The sequence below is a fragment of the Thalassospira australica genome, assembly GCF_044790785.1.
In the GTDB taxonomy this organism is placed as follows: domain Bacteria; phylum Pseudomonadota; class Alphaproteobacteria; order Rhodospirillales; family Thalassospiraceae; genus Thalassospira; species Thalassospira australica_A.
The window spans coordinates 3,349,018-3,372,784 of the sequence record NZ_CP085258.1; the positions used below are offsets into that span (position 1 = coordinate 3,349,018).

Annotated in this window: 23 protein-coding genes; 9 read left to right on the top strand and 14 right to left on the bottom strand. The window is 55.8% G+C overall.

Going from position 1 to position 23,767, the window contains the following annotated elements:
• Position 1 precedes the first annotated feature (1 nt).
• Positions 2–916: a DMT family transporter gene (locus LG297_RS15760; RefSeq protein ID WP_404421890.1), complete on the bottom strand. Its 915-nt coding sequence runs from the start codon at positions 914–916 to the stop codon at positions 2–4.
• A 163-nt stretch (positions 917–1,079) separates the two neighbouring features.
• Here LG297_RS15760 and LG297_RS15765 point away from each other — a divergent pair, with 163 nt between their 5' ends.
• Both LG297_RS15765 and LG297_RS15770 read left to right on the top strand, forming a co-directional pair.
• The gene (locus LG297_RS15765) at positions 1,080–1,988 is read left to right on the top strand and encodes a LysR family transcriptional regulator (protein WP_404421892.1); all 909 of its coding nucleotides are present in this window, start codon (positions 1,080–1,082) and stop codon (positions 1,986–1,988) included.
• On the top strand, positions 1,985–3,070 hold the full coding sequence (locus tag LG297_RS15770) for a lipid A deacylase LpxR family protein (RefSeq protein WP_404421894.1): 1,086 nt from the start codon (positions 1,985–1,987) through the stop codon (positions 3,068–3,070). Before LG297_RS15765 ends, LG297_RS15770 begins: the two co-directional genes overlap by 4 nt.
• Before the next feature lie 71 nt (positions 3,071–3,141).
• On the opposite strand, the gene LG297_RS15775 is transcribed toward LG297_RS15770, so the two are convergent.
• The 3 genes from LG297_RS15775 to betC all read right to left on the bottom strand — a co-directional run bounded on the left by LG297_RS15775 (position 3,142) and on the right by betC (position 7,288).
• Complete coding sequence (locus LG297_RS15775) at positions 3,142–4,545, bottom strand: FAD-binding oxidoreductase (protein WP_404421896.1); 1,404 nt, start codon at positions 4,543–4,545, stop codon at positions 3,142–3,144.
• Positions 4,546–4,742: 197 nt separating this feature from the next.
• Positions 4,743–5,696, bottom strand: a complete 954-nt coding sequence (choX, locus tag LG297_RS15780) for a choline ABC transporter substrate-binding protein (RefSeq protein ID WP_404421898.1) — start codon at positions 5,694–5,696, stop codon at positions 4,743–4,745.
• Between the two features lie 41 nt (positions 5,697–5,737).
• Positions 5,738–7,288: a choline-sulfatase gene (gene betC / locus LG297_RS15785; protein WP_404421900.1), complete on the bottom strand. Its 1,551-nt coding sequence runs from the start codon at positions 7,286–7,288 to the stop codon at positions 5,738–5,740.
• 146 nt (positions 7,289–7,434) lie between these two features.
• Here betC and LG297_RS15790 point away from each other — a divergent pair, with 146 nt between their 5' ends.
• Positions 7,435–8,361: a LysR substrate-binding domain-containing protein gene (locus LG297_RS15790; RefSeq protein ID WP_404421902.1), complete on the top strand. Its 927-nt coding sequence runs from the start codon at positions 7,435–7,437 to the stop codon at positions 8,359–8,361.
• 33 nt (positions 8,362–8,394) lie between these two features.
• Here LG297_RS15790 and LG297_RS15795 read toward each other — a convergent pair whose 3' ends face one another.
• From LG297_RS15795 to LG297_RS15820, 6 genes are all read right to left on the bottom strand, one after another.
• Positions 8,395–8,985 carry an NTP transferase domain-containing protein gene (locus LG297_RS15795; RefSeq protein WP_404421904.1) on the bottom strand — a complete coding sequence of 197 codons (591 nt, stop codon included), beginning with the start codon at positions 8,983–8,985 and terminating at the stop codon, positions 8,395–8,397.
• A complete protein-coding gene (locus LG297_RS15800; RefSeq protein WP_404421906.1) occupies positions 8,982–9,980 on the bottom strand; it encodes an XdhC family protein in 999 nt (332 codons plus the stop codon). The genes LG297_RS15795 and LG297_RS15800 overlap by 4 nt, the downstream gene beginning before the upstream one ends.
• Before the next feature lie 116 nt (positions 9,981–10,096).
• Complete coding sequence (locus tag LG297_RS15805; protein WP_404421908.1) at positions 10,097–12,322, bottom strand: xanthine dehydrogenase family protein molybdopterin-binding subunit; 2,226 nt, start codon at positions 12,320–12,322, stop codon at positions 10,097–10,099.
• A gap of 14 nt (positions 12,323–12,336) precedes the next feature.
• Positions 12,337–13,320, bottom strand: a complete 984-nt coding sequence (locus LG297_RS15810) for an FAD binding domain-containing protein (protein ID WP_404421910.1) — start codon at positions 13,318–13,320, stop codon at positions 12,337–12,339.
• 4 nt (positions 13,321–13,324) lie between these two features.
• Entirely contained in the window at positions 13,325–13,996 is a 672-nt protein-coding gene (locus LG297_RS15815) for a (2Fe-2S)-binding protein (protein WP_404421912.1), read from the bottom strand.
• A gap of 429 nt (positions 13,997–14,425) precedes the next feature.
• Positions 14,426–15,133, bottom strand: coding sequence for a TIGR00266 family protein (locus tag LG297_RS15820; RefSeq protein WP_404421914.1), 708 nt, complete (start codon positions 15,131–15,133; stop codon positions 14,426–14,428).
• Positions 15,134–15,318: 185 nt separating this feature from the next.
• Between LG297_RS15820 and LG297_RS15825 the strand changes: the two genes are divergently transcribed.
• From LG297_RS15825 to LG297_RS15840, 4 genes are all read left to right on the top strand, one after another.
• Positions 15,319–16,740 (top strand): branched-chain amino acid ABC transporter permease, encoded by a 1,422-nt coding sequence (locus LG297_RS15825; protein WP_404421916.1) that lies wholly within the window; start codon positions 15,319–15,321, stop codon positions 16,738–16,740.
• 91 nt (positions 16,741–16,831) lie between these two features.
• Positions 16,832–17,830, top strand: coding sequence for a diguanylate cyclase (locus LG297_RS15830; RefSeq protein ID WP_404421918.1), 999 nt, complete (start codon positions 16,832–16,834; stop codon positions 17,828–17,830).
• A gap of 231 nt (positions 17,831–18,061) precedes the next feature.
• On the top strand, positions 18,062–18,538 hold the full coding sequence (locus LG297_RS15835) for a GNAT family N-acetyltransferase (RefSeq protein ID WP_404421920.1): 477 nt from the start codon (positions 18,062–18,064) through the stop codon (positions 18,536–18,538).
• Between the two features lie 279 nt (positions 18,539–18,817).
• Positions 18,818–19,075, top strand: a complete 258-nt coding sequence (locus LG297_RS15840; protein WP_085643998.1) for a YjhX family toxin — start codon at positions 18,818–18,820, stop codon at positions 19,073–19,075.
• A gap of 49 nt (positions 19,076–19,124) precedes the next feature.
• On the opposite strand, the gene LG297_RS15845 is transcribed toward LG297_RS15840, so the two are convergent.
• Genes LG297_RS15845 through LG297_RS15860 form a run of 4 tightly spaced genes read right to left on the bottom strand, consistent with a single transcriptional unit; the run spans position 19,125 to position 21,857 of the window.
• Positions 19,125–19,478, bottom strand: coding sequence for a VOC family protein (locus LG297_RS15845; RefSeq protein ID WP_404421922.1), 354 nt, complete (start codon positions 19,476–19,478; stop codon positions 19,125–19,127).
• 10 nt (positions 19,479–19,488) lie between these two features.
• The gene (locus tag LG297_RS15850; RefSeq protein ID WP_404421924.1) at positions 19,489–21,168 is read right to left on the bottom strand and encodes an FMN-binding glutamate synthase family protein; all 1,680 of its coding nucleotides are present in this window, start codon (positions 21,166–21,168) and stop codon (positions 19,489–19,491) included.
• A gap of 60 nt (positions 21,169–21,228) precedes the next feature.
• Positions 21,229–21,585 carry a transcriptional regulator gene (locus tag LG297_RS15855; protein ID WP_404421926.1) on the bottom strand — a complete coding sequence of 119 codons (357 nt, stop codon included), beginning with the start codon at positions 21,583–21,585 and terminating at the stop codon, positions 21,229–21,231.
• The gene (locus tag LG297_RS15860) at positions 21,582–21,857 is read right to left on the bottom strand and encodes a DUF2442 domain-containing protein (RefSeq protein ID WP_404421928.1); all 276 of its coding nucleotides are present in this window, start codon (positions 21,855–21,857) and stop codon (positions 21,582–21,584) included. The genes LG297_RS15855 and LG297_RS15860 overlap by 4 nt, the downstream gene beginning before the upstream one ends.
• A gap of 238 nt (positions 21,858–22,095) precedes the next feature.
• Here LG297_RS15860 and LG297_RS15865 point away from each other — a divergent pair, with 238 nt between their 5' ends.
• The gene (locus LG297_RS15865) at positions 22,096–22,869 is read left to right on the top strand and encodes a phage Gp37/Gp68 family protein (RefSeq protein ID WP_404421930.1); all 774 of its coding nucleotides are present in this window, start codon (positions 22,096–22,098) and stop codon (positions 22,867–22,869) included.
• Between the two features lie 49 nt (positions 22,870–22,918).
• Positions 22,919–23,755, top strand: a complete 837-nt coding sequence (locus LG297_RS15870; protein WP_404421932.1) for a three-Cys-motif partner protein TcmP — start codon at positions 22,919–22,921, stop codon at positions 23,753–23,755.
• Positions 23,756–23,767 lie beyond the last annotated feature (12 nt).

The window sequence follows — 23,767 nt, forward strand, 5'->3', positions numbered from 1 at the left end:
ATCAACTCGTGGCGGACGCCCGGCCACCCGATGTACGCGCAGGCCGCACAAGAAACGTCCCCGCCACCACACAAGCCAGCGTCACGATCAGTTCCGGGCGCAGCGTCTCGCCCAGCAAAAGCGTCCCTCCGGCAAGGCTGGTCAGCGCCATGACATAGCCGATCTGGCTGAGGAAGACCGGGCCTGCCACGCGCTGCAATTCGAAATGGCAGATATACATCAGGCTGGCGACCGCCATCTGCACCCCGATGATCAGCCACGCCATGCCATTCCCGAAATCGGGCACATGCAACTGATCCCGTCCGGTTTCAAACACAAGGCACAGAACCGCACTGGCCAGCATCATCCCCGACGCCAGCGTCAGGGGCGATGCCCCCGCGGGCCATGCCACGGTCCGGTATACATTGCCAACAGCCAGACTGACCGGGATCAGGGCTGCAATCAGCAGGTAAACCAGAAGGGTACTGTCGGGCGCACTGATTTGCGGCACATACAGGACCAATACCCCGCAAAAACCGACCATCAACCCCATCAGGCGTTTGAATTGCGCGGTTTCAATCCCGATCCCCATCGAAATCAGGTATGTCATCAGCGGCGGCAGGGCGGTAAAGACACCCGCCATCGACGCCCCGATATAGGGCACCATGAAATAACCAAGCCCCATCGGGATGGCGAGACTGACCAGACCGGCCAGAAAATAATAGCGAATATATCCGGCCCGCAACGGCGGCAAACCACCCCGCCCGACCGACAGGATCGCCAAAATCAATCCGGCACCAAGGCACTGCCAGAACAGATAGGAAAGGGCGGGAATACCCTCCTGCACACCGACTTTGGCAAGCAGGATCGAACTGCCGCCCATCGTTCCGGAACCGATCAGCAATAAAACAGGTTTGAGCCAGGTGGCGCTCATCATCTTGTTCCTTCCTCCGGCCTGCGCAGATTTGTGGGGCGCGCAGGCAATTTCAATTTTTCTGAAACTAACACATCATTACCAGTCGATCTTGCCGGTATTTGATCGTAGTTTATTTCCAATATGGAAATTATCGGATTATCTCACGGGGATATGAGGGATACGAATGGACCGCCTGCGCGCACTGGAATGTTTTCGCAAAATCGCCGAACGCGGCACATTTGCCGCTGCTGCCCGCGAACTCAATATGACGCCGGGCTCGATGACCAAGCATATCAACGCCCTTGAAGACCAGCTTGGCGTGCAACTGATCGCGCGCACCACGCGCCGCATGAGCCTGACCGAGGCGGGCGAAACCTACCTTGCGCGGATTACCGGTATTCTGGATGACATGACCGATGCCGATGAAACCGTGCGCGATCTCAACGATGGTCCGCGCGGCCGGGTGCGCATTGCCGCACCGATGTCGTTTGGCATCCGGCAACTCTCGCCCATGATCGCGGAAATGATCGACGTCTATCCCGAACTGACCATCGAACTTGAACTCAATGACAAGATGGTCGATCTGATTGACGAAGGCTTTGATATTGCCCTTCGCATCAGTGAATCACTGCCCAATTCAAGCCTTATTGCCCGGCGATTATGCGCCTATTCCAGAGTCTTATGCGCAAGCCCCGCCTATCTTGCCAAATCCGCGCCGCTCGAAAAACCCGAGGATCTGTTGCACCACAACTGCTTTGTCTACACCAATGACAGCCGTCCGGGTTTCTGGACCTTCTCCGATGGTGAACATGAACGCAGCGTTCAGGTCAAAGGCCGCTTTTATGTCAATAGCAGCCTTGCGAAGCGTGACGCCCTGCTGCAAGGTTGCGGGATCACGCTGACACCGCGTCTGGTTGTGGAGGATTTGCTGGCTGATGGTCGCCTTGTCAGCCTGCTGGATGATTTCGCCCCGCGCGAACTGGGACTTTTCGCTTTATGTGCACCGCAACGTCATAAACTGCGTAAGATCAGAACCGTGATTGATTTCATGGCCCGGAAATTACGCGCAAATAGTGATCAGAGCATTCGATGACACCGACCAAATTCATCCCTGCCCGTTTTCTGGCTGCACTACCCGTGCTTGGTGTAATGACCATCGGCAATATCGCACATGCCCAGCAGGACACCGCCAACGGTCCGCAATCAACACGAACTCCCGATGACAAATGGGGTGTCTCGCTGTCGATTGAAAACGATCTGTTCACCAAAAACAATCAGGACCAGCATTACACCAATGGTGTCCGGCTTGCCTTTGTCTCCCCCGAAGACAACGCTCCCGAACCGGTGCTAAGTGCAGCCAAGGCCGTGCCGTTTTTCGCATCGAACGGCCGCATCCGCACCAGCTACGCCGTCGGGCAAAGCATGTTTACGCCAAACGACATCACCATTGCCGAAAACCAGCCCGATGACCGCCCGTGGGCCGGCCTGCTGTATGGCAGTGTCGGGCTTTTGTCCGATACCGGATTGCAGCGCGAAGGCGACAGCAACTATTCGCGGATCGACACCCTTGAACTCACCCTTGGCGTTGTCGGCCCCGCATCCTTTGCCGACAATACCCAGAAAGTCGTTCATGACATGATCGACAGCCCTGATCCCAAAGGCTGGGATAACCAGATCAAGAACGAACCGATCGTCAACCTTGCCTATGAACGAAAATACAGAAGCTGGTTTGAAGGCGACGTTCTGGGCCTTGAATATGACGCCACCCCGCACGCCGGTTTGATGCTGGGCAACGCCTATACCAATGCCGAACTCGGCACCATGTTCCGGCTTGGCTTTGACCTGCCGGCTGATTACGGCCCGCCGCGTATCCGCCCCAGCCTTCCGGGTTCTGATTTCTTCGCCCCTGACACCCGGGGCGTCCCGGTCAGCGGCTATCTGTTTGCCGGGGTTGCCGGGCGTTGGGTACTTCGCGATATCACTCTTGATGGCAATACCTTCAGGGACAGCAATTCCATCGACAAGGAACCGCTGGTCGGCGATCTGCAAATCGGTTTTGCCGTCATCGTCGGACAGGCCCGCTTTACCTACACCCACGTCTATCGTACCGCCGAATTCGAAGGCCAGGACAAAGGCGACCAGTTCGGCTCCCTGTCCGTCTCCTTCCGGTTCTGATCCGATACAATCATAAAAAAAACGGGGCCGCTTTGGCCCCGTTTTGCATTCATCTGACAGGTCAGGCGCTCTTAAAGCCCGGGGATCAGCTTGCCCGGATTCATCAATCCCTTGGGATCAATCGCCGATTTGATCGCGCGCATCAGGGCAATCGTATCGGGGCCATGTTCGGCTTCCATGAAATCAAGCTTGCCATAGCCGATGCCATGTTCCCCGGTACATGTCCCGCCCAGTTTCAACGCACGTTCGACCATACGATCATGCAGGCGTTTGGCTTCGGCCATCTGGCCGGCGTCTTCGGGGTCCAGCAGGATCAGGGTATGGAAATTGCCATCGCCGACATGGCCGACAATCGTGCAGGTCAGCGGGCTGGCATCGCAATCAGCCCGCGTTTCGCGAATTGCCTCGGCCAGTTTTGAAATCGGCACGCAAACGTCCGTCGGCATCCCGGCCTTGCCCGGTTCAAGCTGAAGCGACGCGTAATAGGCCTTGTGGCGTGCGGCCCACAATTTGTTGCGGTCTTCCTGCCGGGTCGCCCACTGGAATTCCTCCGCACCGAATTCCTCGGCCACCGACTGAACAAATTCCGCCTGTTCCTTCACACCCGCTTCGGTGCCGTGGAACTCGAAGAACAGGGTCGGCGCTTCCTTGTGATCGGTCTTGGAATAATTGTTGATCGCCCGGATTTGCATCTCGTCCAGAAACTCGATGCGTGCCACCGGAATTCCCGCCTGAATGGTCAGGATCACGGTATCGACCGCCGCATCAACACTTGGAAATGCGCACACGGCGGCTGACATCGCTTCGGGGATGCCATAAAGCTTCAATGCGATTTCGGTAATCACGCCAAGTGTGCCTTCCGACCCGACAAACAGACGCGTCAGGTCATAACCCGCCGATGATTTGCGTGCCCGGTTGGCGGTCTTGATGATCTTGCCATCCGGTGTAACCACCGTCAGGTTCAGCACATTGTCGCGCATGGTGCCATAACGCACCGCATTGGTGCCCGATGCGCGGGTGGCCGTCATACCACCGATGGAGGCATTCGCCCCCGGATCAATCGGGAAAAACAGACCGGTATCGCGCAGATGATCGTTAAGCTGTTCGCGTGTCACCCCGGCCTGAACCCGGCAATCAAGGTCCTCGTTATTGACCTCAAGGATCGCATCCATCCGCGAAAGGTCGATGCAAATCCCGCCGCGCAACGCCGCCACATGCCCCTCAAGCGACGATCCGGTGCCAAACGGCACGATCGGTACGTTATGTTCCGCGCAAAGTGTCACGACCTTCGCGACTTCCTCGGTCGAGGTCGCAAACACCACCGCATCGGGCGGCGATGCCGCGTGCCAGCTTTCATCCTTGCCATGCTGTTCGAGAACGGCGGCGGCAGTCGACAGACGATCCCCCAGCATATCGCGCAATGACGCGATCAGGCTTTCCGGGGTTTGAATGCGGTCATATTGACGATGGGACATGACGTTCCTCTTGGTCTTCGGTGGCAGCCTGCCGGTACGAGGCGGTATCAAACGGGGCGCAGGGCCGGCAGGTCAAAATCTGGCCCCAGCCTAATCCGATACATCCCAAATTGGTATTACCTTTTGCCGCGAAATGCAAAAAACCGCCCGTGAGGTGACGGGCGGTTTTGCAAATCCGTTCACGATGTCCGGCTGTCTCAGACGCCAAGTGCTTCCTTGACAGCGGCCAGTCCGTCGCCGCCATCCTTGGTGGTCACTCCCTCAAGCCACGCATCAAGAACCGACGGGTCTTCTTTCAGAAGCTTGGTCGCGGCATCATTCGGTGCCATGCCGTCATTGATGATCAACCCCATCATGGTGTTTTCCATATCAAGGGTGAAGCTGACATTATCCAGAAGCTTGCCAACATTCGGGCAGGCCTTGACAAAGTCGCCGCGCACCAGCGTATAGACATCCGCCCCGCCGTAATTCGGGCCGAAATAATCATCCCCGCCCTCAAGATAGGTCAGGTCGAACTGGTTGTTCATCGGGTGCGGTGCCCATGCCAGAAACACGATCCAGTCTTCGCCGCGTTCAAGGCGCTTGGCCTGTGCCAGCATTGCCTGTTCGCTGCTTTCGACAAGTTCCCAGCCCTCAAGACCGAAATCACCGGAATCGATCATTTTCTGGATCAACTGATTGGCCGGTGCGCCCGGCTCTATCCCGTAAATCTTGTGATCGAACTCGTCCCCGTGTGCGCCCAGATCGGCAAAGCTTTTAATGCCTTCGGCGGCAACATATTCCGGCACGGCAAGCGTGAATTTCGCCCCCTTCAGGTTGACACCCAGATTTTCAATGCCGCCCTTTTCGTTGGCCGCATCGACAAATTTCTGCTGGGCAGGCATCCAGTTGCCCTGAAACACGTCGACCTCCCCGGCACCAAGCATTTCAAAGGTCACCGGCACGGAAATGGTCTCGACTTTCTGCTGATAGCCCAATGCCTCAAGCACCACACCGGTCAGCGCATTGGTTGATGTGATGTCGGTCCATTGCGGGTCGGAAAACACCACGGTATCGCAGGCGGCGTCTGCGGCACTTGCCGGCGTTGTCTGGCCAAATCCGGCCAGTGCAACACCGATCGCCATCATCCCCAAAAGTCCTGTTTTTTTCATTTTTTGCCTCCTTCTGATTGGTTAATTGCCGTTCCGGTCGTTCATTCCCCTGCCGCCGGAACCGTCAGACGCGCATCAAGTTCAACATCATCAAGATCAAGATGATTGCGCATATACATGGTCGAACTATCGCGTTTCGGCTGATGATCCCACGGCGTGACCCGCCCTTTTGTCAGGGCTTCATAAACCAGCTTGCGGCGTTTCTGGCTGTGGATGACACGGTCGCGAAACGCATGCAGATCCCATTTTTCCGCAAGTTCTGCGCGAAACGCATCGCGGATGTCGCCGTGCGCCGGATCATTGATCAGGTCGCGCACTTCGTCGGGATCGCTTTCAAGGTCATAAAGCATGTCGGGATCAATCCCCGATGCAATGTATTTATAGGCCCCGCGCCGGATCATGATGATCGGCGACAACGCCCCTTCGCCACAATATTCGCCAATCACCTCGTCATGGCCGCCAGTACCCTGCATGTGCGGCACAAGGCTTCGGCCATCAATCGGCACCGCCAGATCACCGGAACCATCACCTGATCCATCACCGGCAAGATCGCGCAATGTCGGCAGGATATCGATCAGCGATACCGATTGCGAAACGCGTTTCTGCCCCTTTGCCCCCGGAAAGGCAAAGAACATCGGCACCCGTGCGCTCGGTTCAAACCACGACATTTTGTACCACATGCCGCGTTCGCCCAGCATATCACCGTGATCGCCGCTGAACACGATCAGCGTGTTGTCGTCCATGCCCGTCTCGCGCAGGGTCTGCATCAGCGATCCGACCAGACTGTCGACATAACTGATCGAGGCATAATAGGCACGGCGCGCCTGAAGGATTTCGTCATCGGTAACCGGCTGTTCATCAAGATTATAGACATGACGCAAACGCCGCGAATGCGGATCAAGTTCCGCATCGTCGATTTTAACCCGCACCGGATCGATTTCCACCCCGTCATAAAGGTCCCAGAATTCCGGGCGCGCATTATAGGGATCATGCGGATGGGTGAATGACACCGTCAGGAAAAACGGACGGTCATCGTGCTTTTTCTGGCGCGCCACATCATAAAGGTAACGCCTTGCCTCGAACGCGGTTTCGTCATCGAAATCAAGCTGGTTGGAACGGTAAACCGGCCCGGCCTGCGTGACCGAACCCATATTGTGATACCATGTCGGGCGGTCCTCGAAATTGTCCCAGTCGCAATACCAGCCATAATCGGCCGGATAGATATCCGATGTCAGGCGGTCCTCGTAACCGTGAAGCTGATCGGCACCGCAAAAATGCATCTTGCCCGAAAGGGCGGTGCGATATCCGGCCCGCCGCAGGTAATGTGCCACCGTCGGAATATCGGACGGCAGGTCGGATGCGTTGTCATAGGCCTCGATCCGGCCGGGCAATTGCCCGGTCATCAGGCAAAAGCGCGACGGCGCGCAAAGCGGGCTGTTGGTATAGGCGGAATCAAACACCACCGCATTTTCGCACAGCGCATCGATGTTCGGCGTTTTGACCACGCCATGACCATAAACCGGCAAACACCGCGCGGCCAACTGGTCGGCCATGACAAACAGAATATTCATCGGTTTTGAGGCCTTCGGCACCGCTAACCCCCTTTTGCTATTTACCAATATGATGTCTTTCGCAAACCGGTCGGATGCGAAAATAACCGGAAACCATATGTTTCATGTTTGTCCGGGGGTTGTGAAGGCCGCTTGCATCGATCATTGGTATCAATATAATTAATGTCATGAGATATTATCACATCCCCTCGCCGCATGCCCTGATCGCGTTCGAAGCCGCCGCCCGCCGCGCCAGCTTCACCGCAGCCGCGCGTGAACTGGGTGTGGGTCAGCCCGCCGTCAGCCACCAGATCACCGCCCTTGAAGAACAGCTTGGCCAACCGCTGTTTCGCCGCAAGCATCGCGGTGTGTCGCTGACCCGTGCCGGGCAGGAACTGTTTGATTGCATTTCGGTGGCATTCGGGCAGATCGACCGAACGGTGGAACGGATCAAAACCAGACGGTCGGCCCGGCTCAGTGTCGGCACCGATTTTGCCTTTGCGTCCTTCATCCTGATGCCGCATCTGCCGGAATTCATCGCCCGCCACCCCGATATCGAGGTCAATGTCGTCACCAATCAGACCGGGCATTTCGCCGCCGACCAGAATATCGATATCGAAATCTCGTTCGGGAACTGCCGCCCCGAAGACGTGATGCTGATCCCCGAACAGGTCACCCCGGTTTGCAGCCCCGCCTTTCTTGAGGTGCGCGGCCATCCGAAAAACATCGCCGACCTGCGGCATTATCCGCTGATCCATCTGGATGATGAAATCGATCATCGCTGGTTTAACTGGGAAAGCTGGCTGCGCACCGCCGGGGTTCGGGAAACCGGGCGGCTTTACGGCCACCGGTTCAATACCTATCTGCTCGTCCTTTCGGCCACCCTGTCCGGGCAGGGGGTGGCCCTTGGCTGGACCGCCCTTTTGCAGCAGCACCTTAAAACCGGACAGCTCGTCACCCTTGGCGATGTCACGCTGGGATCGGATCGCGGATATGTCCTGTCCTGCCGGTCAAACACCCACCGGCAGGAACAGATCAATGCGTTTCTCGGCTGGGCTCGCGATCTGGTCGCGCAGAACCCCGAGCCAGAAGAAACCCCGGCAATCGCGCCCTGAATCCTGTTGCGATGATCATCAATGGCGTTACCATCACGAACCCGGCAGGTCCGCCTGTATCACCCCAAGGTCTTCACTGGTATCAATGTCGATCACAGCCCGTTCCATCGGCACCCGCCGTATCTGCCAGTCGCCCTGCAACACTATTTTTTTGGCCCCCTGATCACCTTTCAGCCTGGTCAATTTCGTCATGAACTGCTTCGGAAAAAGAGCCGGCGCCCCTACCGTATCCGCATAATCCGCAACTGATACGACATCGGGTGCAAAGGATTGCACAATGCGGCGGTAATCATCCGTCGTCAGGGCAACCTGATCACCAAGAACAATCAAAACCCCATCATAATTGCCGCCTGCAACAAGCTCAGAAACGCCCACTGCAATCGATCCGCCGATCCCGGTGTGCCAGTCCGGGTTTTCGACAACATGAACAGTATCATCAAGGATCGGCCTGATATCGGATGCAAAGGCCCCAATCACCACATAAACATCATCGGGTGCCAACGGGCAGACAGCATCGATCACATGACGCAGCATCGGAATACCGTGAACCCCCGCAAGCTGTTTCCGCCCGCCGAAACGGCGGGCCCCACCGGCTGCCAGGATCAGGCAGGCAATGCGTGTCATTCCGCGGCCTGACGGGCACTGTAATCGACCGCCTGATCGCGATACAGAAACCGGTGAATCCCCGACAGGATCGAAAGCGCGATACTTTCGGGAAGCTCCCCACCGATATCAAGCCCCGCCGGACTACTTAACGGAAAGTTCAGATCGTTCTTCGTCAATCCGGTAACCGACAGCACATTGCCAAAACGATGTTCAGGTCCAAGGGCTGAAACGTGACGGATTTTGCTGCCATTCAGGCTGCGCAGGGCTTCGGCGTCAATCGGAATGCTGTGCGACATCAGGATCGCGGCATCAACACGGGCTTCATCGACATACGCCGCAAGCGTCGGGCCAACGGATCGCAACGTGTGGTCCGCAGAAGGAAAATGTTCCGGTCGTGCATTCGCCGGTCGCGGATCAGCCAAGGTTACCCGCCATCCCATCACATTCGCCAATTGAACCATCGGGCGGGCGTCAAGACCGCCGCCGACAACAAGCAAATGCGGTTCAGGCACCACCGGCGTCACCAGCCATTCGAAACCATTGCGGTTTTCGATACGCGAATGCAAAGCCCCGTTATCCGCACCGGGCACAAAATAACCCGATGCCTCACCGACAAGCTGGCAGTAAAGCCCCGTCGTTCTGTTTTTCAGCGCCTTGAAAACATTGTTCAATCCAAGATCGTTTTCAGGCGTGACAGGTTGCAGCATGATGAAGACCTTGCCACCACACCCGATACCCAGCCGGAAAGAGAGATCATCATCATCGGTGCCGTCATAGGTCAACATGATGACGCGCGACATCTGCATCGCCTTGCGGGCATTCCGGATGATATCGGCTTCCAGACAGCCACCGCTTAACATACCGTAATGCTCGCCCTTATCATTGACCAGCATCATGGCACCTGCCTTGCGATACGCAGATCCTTCGGTGCGATAAACCGTCCCCAAAACCCAGTTCGAACTATTCCGGCCAGCATGCCACGGAACCAGCATCGCCGAGAGTTGATTACTCATTGCGGACTCCTGCAGATGATCATCAAACACAAGAGATCCCACAGGCCGCCACCGATTTCAGGCTTTGGATTTTTCAAAACCGATCAACCGGTGACGATCCGGCGGGGGAGAAAATGTCAGTGCATGATCCCTTCCATGAGCTTCTCTTTGACAATCGGAAGGTCCCGTATCCGTTTGCCGGTTGCATGATACACGCCATTTCCGATTGCGGCCGCCAGCCCGGTCGTACCGATTTCACCAATCCCCCGTGCACCCAGCTCATTAAGGGCAAGATCCGGGTAATCGAGCAGAATGATATCCATATCGGGCTGGTCGGCATGGACCGGCACGGCATATTCCGCGAAGTTGTTGTTGGTCAGCATCCCATCGCGCGGATCGTATTCCGCCATTTCAAACAGGGTCATGCCGATCCCCATCACAATGGCACCTTCGACCTGATTGCGCGCCAGAAGCGGGTTGATGACACGACCAACATCAATGGCACTGACCACCCGGCGTACCCGCAATCTTGAAATCCCCGGATCCCAGCCGATCTCGACAAAATGGGCACCAAATGACCGGTATGAAAATTCCTGCGCATGTGCGCCGTTACTTTCATACGTTCCCTCGGCCCGTGCCACACGCTGACTTTGCAGTATCTCGGCAAAGGAAAGAGTTCGCCCGTCATAACCAAGCGTCCCCTCGCCAACTGAAATCGCCTGCGGGTCCGCTCCGGCAAAGGGCGCACCGGGATATGTCGCAAATTCCTGCAACTGGGCAAGCGCATTGCGTGTCGCCCCACCAACGGCCGGTACGATACTTGCCGTCGCCCATGATCCGCCCGATACAGGCCCCGCCGGGAAAATCGAACTGCCCAGTTCGACCTCGATCTTCTCGACAGGCAGCCCCGTGAGTTTGCTGACCATCTGGGCGACAACGGTATATGTTCCCGTGCCGATATCCTGAACACCAAGCTGCGCCAGCGCCGTGCCATCCGACCGGATGCTGACACGTGCATGGGCAGAAACCTGATAGGCTTCCCAGTTACATGCTGCCATACCGTATCCGATGATCTCGTCACCATCACGCATGGAACCAATCGCCGGATTACGTTTTGACCAGCCGAAACGTTCCCCGCCCTGATCAATGGCTTCCTGCAAATGGTTGCTCGACCAAGGCAGGCCGACACTTTCATCCATTTCCGAAATGTTCAGCTTGCGGAATTCAAGCGGGTCCATGCCAATCGTTTCGGCCATTTCATCAATCGCGGATTCCAGCGCAAACAGCCCCGGTGCCGCCCCCGGTGCCCTCATCGAGGTTGGTGTACCGCGATGAACCTGCGCCTGAAGATGTGACACAAGCACATTTGGACAGGAATAAAGGCTTTGGGTTACGCCACCACAGTTTTCGGTATAGTCGGAAACAAACGACGTGCTGTTCGATGATTCATGGCGCAACGAGGTCATTTTACCCGAACTGTCCGTCGCGATGCGTATCCTCTGGATTGTTTCCGGCCGCTGGCCGACGGCCGTGAACATGCCCGCACGCGGCATCATGAACTGTACCGGCCGATCCAGCGATTTTGCCGCCGCACAGATTGCCGCAGAATGCGGCCACGGCCACAGTTTGCTGCCAAAACCCGACCCGATGAACGGCGCATGGACTTCGACCTGATCGGGCGGAATACCAAAAACACGTGCCAGAAAGTTTCGGTGGATCACCACACCCTGGGACGATTCATGGACAAGCAGCTTGCCATCCTGCCACATCGCGGTTGTTGCGTGCATTTCCATCGGATTGTGAATTTCGACCGGCGTCGTATAGGTCACGTCAATCCGCTTTTCCGACGCCTCGAACGCTTCCTCGGGATTGCCCCGGCTATGCCCGCGCCCCCCGTCTCTGGGTTCACGCTGCTTAAGGCTTTGTGACAGCGTCAGGACCGGGTTTGGGTCCTTCTCGTATTCGACCTGCACCAGATAGGATGCCTCGCGTGCCTTTTCGAATGTTTCGGCCACCACCAGGGCAACAAGCTGCCCCGGATAATAGATGACTTCATCTTCGAACGGCAGCCGGTATTCGTCGGTAAAGTTGCTCGTCAGAATACCCGAAAAACTAAGGGGTATCTGCGGTGCCCGATGCAGGTTCGGGAAATTTCCATGATGAAAAACATCAAGCACACCATACAGGTCCTTGGCCGCATCAACATTCATCGACGTAATGCGACCGGCGGCAATGGTACTGAAAACAGGATACGCATATGCCATGCCGTCCATGTGATAATCTGCGGCATATTTCGCCTGCCCCGAGACCTTGAGGCGCCCGTCAATACGACGCGGAGAAGACCCAATCACTGTTTCACTCATGATTACCTCCTACCTCAAGCTGTCAAATTGCGCAGATTGCGGATGATGGCCTGCTTGCCAAGCGGAACCTTGTAGGCATTGTGTGCCTGGGGTTTCGCATCTCTCATCGCAATGTCGGCGGCTTGCGCAAAGGCAGAAGGCCCTGCGGCCTGCCCGACAAGCACCATTTCCGCCTCCTTCGCACGCCACGGTTTCGTCGATACCCCGCCCAGTGCCAGCCTTGCATTCGTGATGATGTTGCCATCAAGCACGACAATCGCGGCACTCGACGCCAGTGAAAACTGATAGGACGTCCGGTCCCGCAGCTTCAGGTACGAAGACCGGCTGCCGCCAATCGGCGCGTCTAGAATTACATGCGTGATCAGTTCATCGGGTTTCAACGCATGTTCACGATCCGGCGTGTCACCGGGCAAAAGATGAAAATCAAGAAAATCGATTTCACGTTGCCCTTCGGGGCCTTCAACCAGAATGCGGGCGCCGATTGCGGCCATGGCAACGCACATATCAGACGGATGTGTCGCGATGCAGTTATCCGAAACGCCAAGAACCGCGTGGACACTTCGGTTCAGACCGCCAATCGCCGCACAGCCGGAACCGGGTTCACGTTTGTTGCACGGTGAAACGCCGTCCCTGAAATAACTGCAACGGACGCGCTGCATGATGTTTCCGGCCGTCGTTGCCTTGTTGCGCAACTGCGTGGATGCCCCGGACAATATGGCCTGGGACAGGGACGTGTAGTCGCTTTTGACCACAGGATGCTGGGCAAGATCCGTATTGGTGACCAGTGCCCCGATCTTCAGCCTGCCATCTGAAAGCTTCTCGATCTTTTTCAGGGGCAAACGATTGATATCGACCACGAGATCAGGTCGCATCACGTCAATCTTGGCAAGGTCAAGCAAGCTTGTCCCGCCCGCAAGATAGGAAGCCGCAACAGAACGGCTATGGCTCGCAACAGCGTCACCGCTGGTGCCGGCCGGCGAATAAGCGAAGGTTCTCATCGGACTACCCCTTCATTTTTTCACGGGCCGACTGAATGGCCGCAACAATGTTGGTATAAGCACCGCAACGGCAGATATTGCCGCTCATGGCCTCACGGACACTGGCATCGTCTGGTGCAATGTTGGGATCCTGAATGACCGACAGGGCATTCATCATCTGGCCGGATGTGCAATATCCGCACTGATAGGCATCATGCTCCCAGAAAGCTTCCTGAATCGGGTGCAATTCACCATTTTTTTCAAGGCCTTCAACGGTCGTGATGCTATCGCCATGATGCTGGACCGCGATCGACAGACAGGAATTGATCGCAAGGCCATTCACAAGCAATGTGCAGGCACCACATTGCCCAAGATCGCATCCCTTTTTTGTGCCGGTAAGAAGAAGACGATCCCGCAGAACATCCAGCAGGATTGCGTTTGGTGTCACATTAAGCGTGTGCGCGACACCGTTGACATTCAATTCGATCTGCACTTCACCTTCTGCGGGAGCACCATCATCTATCGGTGCTTGTTCGGCACGTGCTTCAGACATTTGAGCCCAGGCGGGTGCGGTTGCAATGGCAATACTGCCAGCCCCAAAGGATTGCAAAAACTGACGTCGGGAAGGTACGGGAACCTCCTGCTCGACGGGCAATCCGCGCACACCCGAAGAGGCTTTCCCTTCAGACATGGTCATGGCGGGACTCTCTCTTTTACAGGTATGTTATGACGGAAATGCTGTTAATCTTTGCTGTGGCATAGTGTGCCACTCTTCGGACTTGCGCCGAAGTTGAAGGTCGATCTGATCTTAGGTTAGATAGGCGGGATAAAGTCCGGGAATCACAAAACCGTGATCATATGTTAAGTTGGCCGCACAAATAATCAACCAAAGGTAATTATAATTGCTCTAAAGTATTGTTCTTCGGTTGCTTCTTGAAAGCATCGAAACAGACAATAACTATTCTTGCGTATAGAATTCAATCTGTCTTGTTTGAGGAGGATCATCACCCAAAAGGGTCCCGAATGCAGACATGACGCTCCGAATTCATGCGACTCTTGATAAAACGGACACTGCCGCATTAACGAAAATCCGCAACCACTTCCGGGATAAATGCTCTATCGCACCCTAACCCTTGTTCCGATCCTTCGGCAGGGCGGCGGCGATGCGGTCGGCCAGCCGCGCAAACGGCAATGTCTGCAACCAGACCGTTCCCGGCCCTTCAAGGGTGGTCACAAAAAGCCCCTCCCCGCCAAAAAGCGCATTGGTAAAGCCGCCAATGAACTTGATCGAATAATCAATTGATGGCGTCATGGCGACAAGTGCGCCGGTATCGACACGCAATGTCTGGCCCGCCTGCAAATCCTTGCGAATGATGGTGCCGCCCGCATGAACAAACGCCAGCCCGTCGCCGCGCAGCCGCTGAAGGATAAAACCCTCTCCGCCAAACAGACCGGCACCAAGTTTCTTCGAAAAGGCGATATCGATATCAATGCCCGATGCCGCGCATAAAAACGCATCCTTCTGGCAAATGATTTCCCCCCCAAACTCGGGCAAATTCATCGGCACCACCTTGCCCGGATAGGGGGCGGCAAAGGCGACATGCCCCTTGCCCGATCCTTCATGGACGAAACTGGTGATGAAGAACCCCTCGCCGGTCAGCATCCGCTTGAAACCGGAAAAAATCCCGCCGCCCGTGCCGGTCTGCATGGCAATGCCGTCCGACATATACATCATGGCACCGGCTTCGGCCCGCACGCCCTCGCCCGGATCAAGTTCGATCTCGACCAGTTGCATTTCCTCGCCATGGATTTTGTAATCGATCACGTCTGCCATTCGGGCGTCTCCCTCTTCGGGCTTTGGTTAAATCCGTCGTCATTGATCAAGTTCAGCATGACCGCCCCCTGATCGCAACCAAAAGGGGCGAAATTTCGTCGCCTGTCATCGCGACAACACCATGCACTTGTAAAAACACCCAAATCGCACGAGGATGAAGCATTCAGGGCAAGCCGGAGCAACCGGTGAACACCAGATCAGGGTCAAGGCATCTTCGTCGCATTTTCTGGCTGCTGCCACTTCTGGCCGCAATGCTGGCCTCTTGCGCCCCGCGCGATCCCTATCAGTTCAATATCTGCCGCCTCGCCCTGCCGGGGATCGAGGATGAAGACAAACAGATCCGCCTTGTCACCCGCTTTGATGAAACAACCGATGGCAATCAGATCACCCTGCGTTACCAATTGCTCGCCCCCGGTGAAATCCCGATGCCATCCACCGAAACCCACGCCATCACCTGCCATTTCGAAGACGCGACCAGGCCCAACACGCCAACCAACCTTTATGCGATTGAAACAACCCGCCTTGGCCCGGTGTCGGACGCGCATATGGTTCTGCTCAAACGGTTCTGGATCGACCGGGTCGGGCGCACCGCGCTTGAAAGCTATATCGATCCCGAAAGCCACGGCCTGCGCGCCGATGTGCCCGATATCGGCCTGCCCGCCGCCTATGCGACCCAACTGGTGCTAAGCGGCCTTGCACGCGGCGCGATTTATGGCCTGCTGGCCCTGTCCTTTACCCTGATCTATGGCCTGATCGGGCGGATCAATCTTGCCTTTGGCGAGGTGGTCATGACGGCCGCCCTTGGCACCATCATCACAAGCCTGTGGATTTCAGGCATGGTCGGCTGGCTGATCCCGGTGATGGTGGTGGGATCGGTCGCGATGGCGGCCTTTATCGGATCGGGGTTAAGCCACCTGACATGGCGCAATGTCTTTGGCCCGCTGGGTCGCCGTGCCGCGGGCGGGCGGGCGATGATTGTCGCGTCACTTGGCTGCGTGCTGGTCATTCAGGAATTTATCCGGATTGTCATATCAGCACGCAATTTCAACCTGCCGCCGATCTGGCAGTTTTCCGTGCCGCTTCTGCGCGGTGATCATTTCGTCGTCCGCCTGCACGGGTTTGACATACTCGCCATTGGCGGCGCGGTCGCGGTTGCGGGCATTCTGGTCTGGATCATGAGCAAAACCGCCTTTGGCCGGAACTGGCGCGCCATAAGCCAGGATCGTCTGGGGGCGGCCCTTTGCGGGGTGTCGCTTTCGCGGACAGAATCCCAATCCTTTGTTCTGGCAGGATTTTTATGCGGATTAACCGGTGCAATGTTGGCCCTTCGTTATGGTGTCATTAATTTTCACAGTGGTACGCTTTTCGGGTTCAAGGCACTGACTGCCGCCATCCTCGGGGGAATTGGACGGATGCGCGGTGCGTGGCTGGGCGGATTAATGATCGGTTTGACCGAAACGCTATGGTCGGGATATTTCGGCGGGGCCTATCGCGATGTGGCGGTTTTCGGGCTTCTGGCGGCAATTCTCGTGCTGCGCCCTCAGGGGCTTTTGGGGATAAATGACAGTCATGACAGCTTGTTCTCCGCACGAAACGGACAAATATAAAAGGAACGGACCCCTGAAACGTCTGGTCACGTCGCTCACACCCACAAGACCGGAACCATCAGGGAAATGGAGGGACCGGGGACGTCAGGATATGGTGCAGTTCAAGACCCGCGACTGGCTTGTCGATGACGATGCCATCGCGCCGTCACTCGAAAAGTGGCAGCGTGCGGTCGATCTGATGACCGAACTTCTGGGCGCAACCGCGGGCTTTATTGTCGAATATAATGACAGGCTCGGCTATCGCGCCGCAATCACCAGCACCAATGATGCCAATCCCTATGCCGGGTGCAAAACCTCAATCACCGGGCTTGATACCAATATTTTCTGCCGTCAGGTCATCGCACAAAGCGGCACCTTCTATGAACCCGATGCACGCGGCAAGACCGAATGGGCCGATAACCCCGAACTGACCGAAGACGGCTTCTGTTCCTATTTCGGGGTGCCGGTCACATGGTCGAACGGCACGATATTTGGCACGATCTGCGTGTTTGACTGCAAACCCACCCAATATTCCGACACCCTGCAACGGTTGATCGAAACCATTCGCGACCTGATCGAAGCCGACCTTCGGCTGTATGAACAGTTCCAGATCATGCGCAGCATCTCGCTGTCCGATCAGCTCACGGGGCTTAACAACCGCGCCGGGTTTGAAATGCTGGCCCAGCAGAAAATCCGCATCGCCAAACGCTATCATCATCATATCGGCCTGATCTTTATCGATCTGGATAACATGAAACACTGGAACGACGATTACGGTCACGCGGCGGGGGATGCGGCACTCAAGGCCGTTGGCACCGCCATCACCGCCTCGATCCGCGAGGTTGATATCTGCGGGCGGATCGGCGGCGATGAATTTGCCATTCTGGGCTATGTGCGCAATCGCGGCGATCTGACCACCATCATCACCCGCATCCGCAATGTCTTGCAGACGGCCAGGCTTCTCGTGCCGGGATCAAAAAAACCGATCCACGAAACCCCGAAAATAAGTGCCGGGGCCTCGGTCTTTTTCGAACCGGTCAAGGAAACCCTCGAAGAAATGATGGATATGGCCGACCGCGAAATGTATCGCGACAAAAATCGCAGCCGATAGAAACTTTATTTCGCTCGCCCGATCCGGCTTTTACCCAGCAATTTCAACAGGACACCATTACCGCGTGCATTGTTCTTCCCAAACACACCAAATCAGGGGGATGACACAGGAACGGCCCGATGCTATGAGGCCCCGCAAAATCCCGAACACCCCAAAAAACGACCCGAAAGACGATGGCCGCCTCGCGGGGAAAGGCCGGACACAACAAGAAAAAGACAACGAGCACACAATATGCAGATCCGCAAAGGCACTGCCAACGACCTTCCCTTCATCCGGGATTTGACCAAACGCGCCACCGATTCAACCTATTTCATCGAAGGCATGGGCGATGCCGCGACCGCAACGGTTGCCCGCTATGTCGATATGTCGACCGACGTGTTTGAAAACGCGCTTTCAAGCGACAATCACGGCGTCATCGTCGCAACCCAGGGCGACGATCTTCTGGGCTATGTCATTGTCATTCACGACAATCCCGAAATCGACTGGATCATGGTCGACCCGGCGGCACATGGGCTGGGCGCGGGCAAGGCACTGATGATCGCCGCCCTTGATGCGCTGGCCGAACGCAAACCGCATGCGACCGTCAAACTCTCCGTCGTCGCGCATAACGAACGCGCCAAGGCGTTCTACCGCAAATTCGGCTTCCTCGTCACCGGCCCGATCCCGGGGCGCGATATCCCGACTGTGGAGATGCAGCGGGCGGCGTGAACGCTACGCACGACAACAGCTTGACGAACAGCCGCCGGATTGGCATTTTGGCGGCGAACCTTTATCGGAGCTTTTATGTCAGAGTCCCGGCACAGTCGCTGATCGCGGCTTGACCAAAATCTGAACGCGACCATCAATTCCGGTCGTCCGTTTCATCCTTCCGGCCGCTGATCAGCAGATCGGGTTGTCCCTGCCTTAAGACGCAGGCACGCCACCGGCACCTTTGTGCCCGTCCCGATCGGAAAAACTTCTGACTGACAGTTTTCCGGACTTACGACAGTGAATATCTCGAAAAATGAACAGCGCGTTTTGCACGCACTGGCACAAGGCGGCCTGATCAAGGTGATCAAGGACGACAAAAACCGCGTCTGCCAAGCCGACTGCATCACGCGCGACGGCTGGTTCCTGACCGCATGCAATATCGACATTTTCAAGAAACTGCGCAAACGCCGCCTGATCCGATCACGCGGCGGGGCTCCCTATCGCATCACGCGAGAAGGGCTCGAAGCAGTCCGTGCGGAATTATTCCAACGCTAAAAAAACCAAAGCCCGACTGGTTTTCCGGTCGGGCTTCCCGTTCCCACCCTCACAAATGACACAGGATATTCAAAAGCCTGCCCGCCGGGTCGCGGACATAAAACCGTTTAATGCCCCACGGCTCGACCGCCGGGCCGTATTCGATGCCGACCCCGGCTTCCTTGACGCGCGCCAGCATATCCTCAAGGTCATCGACCTCTATCGAAAGATCGGGTACCGGGGTGCCGGAACCACCCTCGGTCGCGAAGCTGACCTGCGGCATGACATTCTGCTTCTCGGCGGCAAAGGTGGCGATCCAGCCGTGATCCATCACGCAGTCAAGGCCAAGGACATCCTCGTAAAACGCCCTGATCTTTGCAATATCATCAATGGCAAAGTTCGAAACGATGCGTTTGACGGCCATGCGATGCCTCCTACTGCGCTGCCCGCTCCCCCGCGATATTCGTATGCCGCTTGAACGGCCCGAACGGGATTTCCTTGGGCGCAAAGGTTTCCGCCGATGCCCGGTCCCAGCGCGAATACCAGTCATGCAGCCCCTCGATCTCCGGCCCGCCGGAAACAAGGAACCCTTCGGGCAGGTAGGGATAGGCTTCGTTGCCATCAAGGAATTCGTTGTCCTTCTGGCGCACCATGAAGTGATAGGGCATGAAATTGCGCGGATCGGTCAGGCCTGCCGCGCCGGTAATTTCGGCCAGCGCATGCATGGTATTATGATGGAACCGCGCCACACGGTCGCTTTTGTCACCCACATTCAGGGCGCGCTGGCGCAGCGGGTCCTGGGTCGCAATGCCGACCGGGCAATGGTTGGTATGGCATGACTGCGCCTGAATGCAACCGAGCGCAAACATATACCCCCGCGCCGCATTGCACCAATCGGCCCCCAGCGCCAGGGTCTGCGCGATGTCAAACGCCGAAACGATCTTGCCCGCCGCCCCGATCTTGATCTGATCGCGAACCCCCGCACCCCGAAGGGCATTATGAACGAATGTAAGCCCCTCGCGCATCGGCATGCCGACCCGGTTGGCAAATTCAACCGGGGCCGCACCCGTGCCGCCTTCCTTGCCATCAACCACGATGAAATCGGGCAGAATACCGGTTTTCAGCATCGCCTTGACGATGCACATGAACTCGCGCCGATGCCCGATGCACAGCTTGAACCCGACCGGCTTGCCGCCCGAAAGGTTGCGCAGCTTGGCGATGAATTCCATCAGGCCGACGGGGGTGGAAAACGTGCTGTGCGCGGCAGGCGAAATGCAATCAATCCCCATCGGAATGCCGCGTGCTTCGGATATTTCCGGGGTGATCTTGGCGGCGGGCAACATGCCGCCGTGGCCGGGCTTGGCGCCCTGGCTCAACTTCACCTCGATCATCTTGACCTGCGGGTCGGATGCGGTTTCGGCAAAGCGTTCCTCGGAAAAAGTGCCATCATCATTGCGGCATCCGAAATAACCCGACGCCACCTGATAAATCAGATCCCCGCCGCCTTCGCGGTGATACCGGCTGATGCTGCCCTCGCCGGTGTCATGGGCAAAGCCGCCCTTTTTCGCCCCCTTGTTCAACGCCAGAATCGCATTGCCCGAAAGCGAGCCAAAACTCATCGCCGAAATATTATAAAGGCTGGCGTCATAGGGCTGCTTGCAGTGCGCCCCGCCCACCCGCACGCGAAAATCGATATCGGTGATGCTGGTCGGCGTGACCGAATGGGTCAGCCACGCATAGCCGGAACCATACACTTCCTCGATCGTGCCAAACGGGCGCTTGTCCTCGACCCCCTTGGCGCGCTGATAAACCAGCTCGCGGGACTGGCGGCTGAACGGCACCTCGTCCTGATCGCTTTCGATCATATATTGCCGGATTTCCGGGCGAAAACTTTCAAGGATAAACCGGATATGCCCGCTGACCGGATAGTTGCGCAGGATCGAATGCCGGGTCTGGCGCAAATCAAACCAGCCAACCACCATCAACGCGCCAAAGATCACCACCGGCACCCAGAACCAGACATCGACCACGGCAGCACAGATCAACGAGGCAAAAGTCAAAAGCGTCACACCGGCCAGAACCGCATAACGCTGATTCAAAATCAGAAACTTCACAGTGATCTATCCCATCCAATGGTGCGGGGAGTGTTGAATGCGGCCCCCGATCCTATCTGCTTATGCCGCCGCCGTCAGGGTGAAATCGACATGCACGGCATCAAACGGGAAAATGATCTGGCCGTTTTCCTCCCGATCCAGAACACCGGCATCCAGCAGGGCATGAACATCACCATGCACGCTTTTAACATCCCGCCCGACACGCCGCGCTGCCTCGCGCATGCTCACTGCGCCCTGCCCGGTCATCGCCTTAAGCAATTCCCACCGCTTGGCCGTCATGGTCTGCCACAGCAATTCGACCGATGCGAACGATATATGCGCGCCTTGCGCCGTGCCCTCAAACGCCGCAAGTGCGCGCTTGGTCACATCGTCACGCGATGCGACCGACAGGGTGACGGTATTAGCTTTGGTGGTCATTGACACCTCCATTCATCAACATCGGCCTGCTCATCGGCGATGCGCGCAAGATTTTCCACGCTGTAATCCAGCCCGTTTTCCCACGCGATACCATGCCCCCAATTGATCACGTCCACCTTTGCGAAGGCTTCTGGATCATCGGCAAACACGGCAAAATGACGCGACACGGAAATCAGGCCGGAAAGATCGGCTTCCTGTTCACCCCCGCCATCCCACAAAAGCGAAAGCGTGAATGGCTTGGACGTTGCGTTAACCCCTGCAAGGCGTTTCATCGCTGCACCTGTCATCCGTTTAGGCCTGCCAGATTACCCGCAACCGGTTACGGGGCATTCGGATGTCTAATCATTGTTCATTTAGCCCGACACCTCAATGGCAATGTCTGGGATTCACAAAAAGCTATTCAAGCCAACGAACAAGTTTAATCCCTCGGTTAAGGAAAGAGAAAATATTTACCGATATAAAACTTGAAGTTTTAAAATATTGTCTTCGCGGCAGATGAGGTTACTGGAAATGGCTGAGACCGAAATTGAATGGACCGATGCCACATGGAACCCTGTTGCTGGATGCTCTGTCATGTCCGCAGGGTGTACCAATTGCTATGCGATGAGAATGGCCAAGCGCTTGGAGGCAATGGGCGTCGAAAAATATCAGGGTCTAACTGAAACAAGAAATCGAAAGGCCGTCTGGACAGGCAAAATCCACGAAGATCACCATGCTTTAAATGTCCCATACAAATGGAAAAAGCCCAAGAAAATCTTCGTGAACTCGATGAGTGATCTATTTCACGACAAAGTCTCAGAGGAATTTATTCTCGAAGTCTGGAAAGTCATGGAAGAAACTCCTCATCACAACTACCAGATACTTACAAAACGCCCAGACCGCATGTTAGATATTCTCACAAAGAAAGGTGGGAAGATTTTATCCAATGTTTGGCTTGGCACCAGCATTGAGAATGAAAGAGTTGCATATCGCGCCGACGAACTTAGAAACGTGCCCGCAAAAATTCGTTTCATCTCGTTTGAACCACTAATTGGGCCGGTTGGTGCAATCAATCTATCAAACATCCATTGGGCCATTGTCGGTGGGGAAAGCGGTCCTTTTGCTCGACCAATTCAAGAGCAGTGGATTGATGAAATCCATGACCAATGTGCAATCTACGATACCGCATTCTTTTTCAAGCAATGGGGTACTTGGGGAGCAGACAATAAAAAACGTTCCAAGAAAGCAAATGGCCGTGTTTACAGAGGCCAGACTTGGGATGAAATGCCGCAATACGCATACTGAGTGGGAAAATCACCTGGCTAATTACCACCCCAAAAATTAGAGAGGGGGAATGAGTCAGATTAATAAAATAATTGAAGCCGATGATGGATTACCCGCATCGGGCGTTGGTACTTGGGTTTCTGAGAAGCACAACTATCTCCAAAGATATCTGGATATCTCTAGAGCCGCTAGAAACAAGTTTCTCTCTGGCAGAGCCCAGTCCGCGACCTTCGTAGATTTATTTTGCGGAGCTGGTCGCGCAAAAATTAGAAATACAGAAGATTGGGTGGATGGAAGTGCCGTAGCTGCTTGGAAGATTAGTCTGGCAGGTGGTGCTCCGTTCACAGCGATATATATTGCAGATATTAACCCAACACTTCGATCCGCGTGTGCTGAACGCCTTCGAAAGCTTGGTGCGCCAGTTATCGAATTAGAAGGTAACGCCATCGAAGCGGCTAAGAAATACGCTGAGGTTGTGAACCCTTACGGCTTAAACTTTGCATTTATTGACCCATTTAGCCTTGGGACCCTTAACTTCGAAATCATTAGAACTCTATCCAAACTCAAACGTATCGACATGCTCACCCATTTCAGCAAAATGGATCATCAAAGAAATTTAGAAAGCAATCTGTCATCTGAAAAATCAGAGTTCGACAATCTCGTACCTGGCTGGAGGGAAAAGATTGATCAAAACCGACCTCTTACCCAAATAAGGCGACAGATTTTTGAACTTTGGCGCGATATGGTTGCCGAAATTGGCATGGATCCATCGATTGATGTCAAGCTGATCACAGGCAGCAAAAATCAGCATCTATACTGGCTACTCATAGTGGCGAAACACAAGTTAGCCTTAAAGTTTTGGAAAGAAGCTTCGGGAAGCGAACCTCAAGGAAACTTTTTCGACTAAATGAGATGAAAA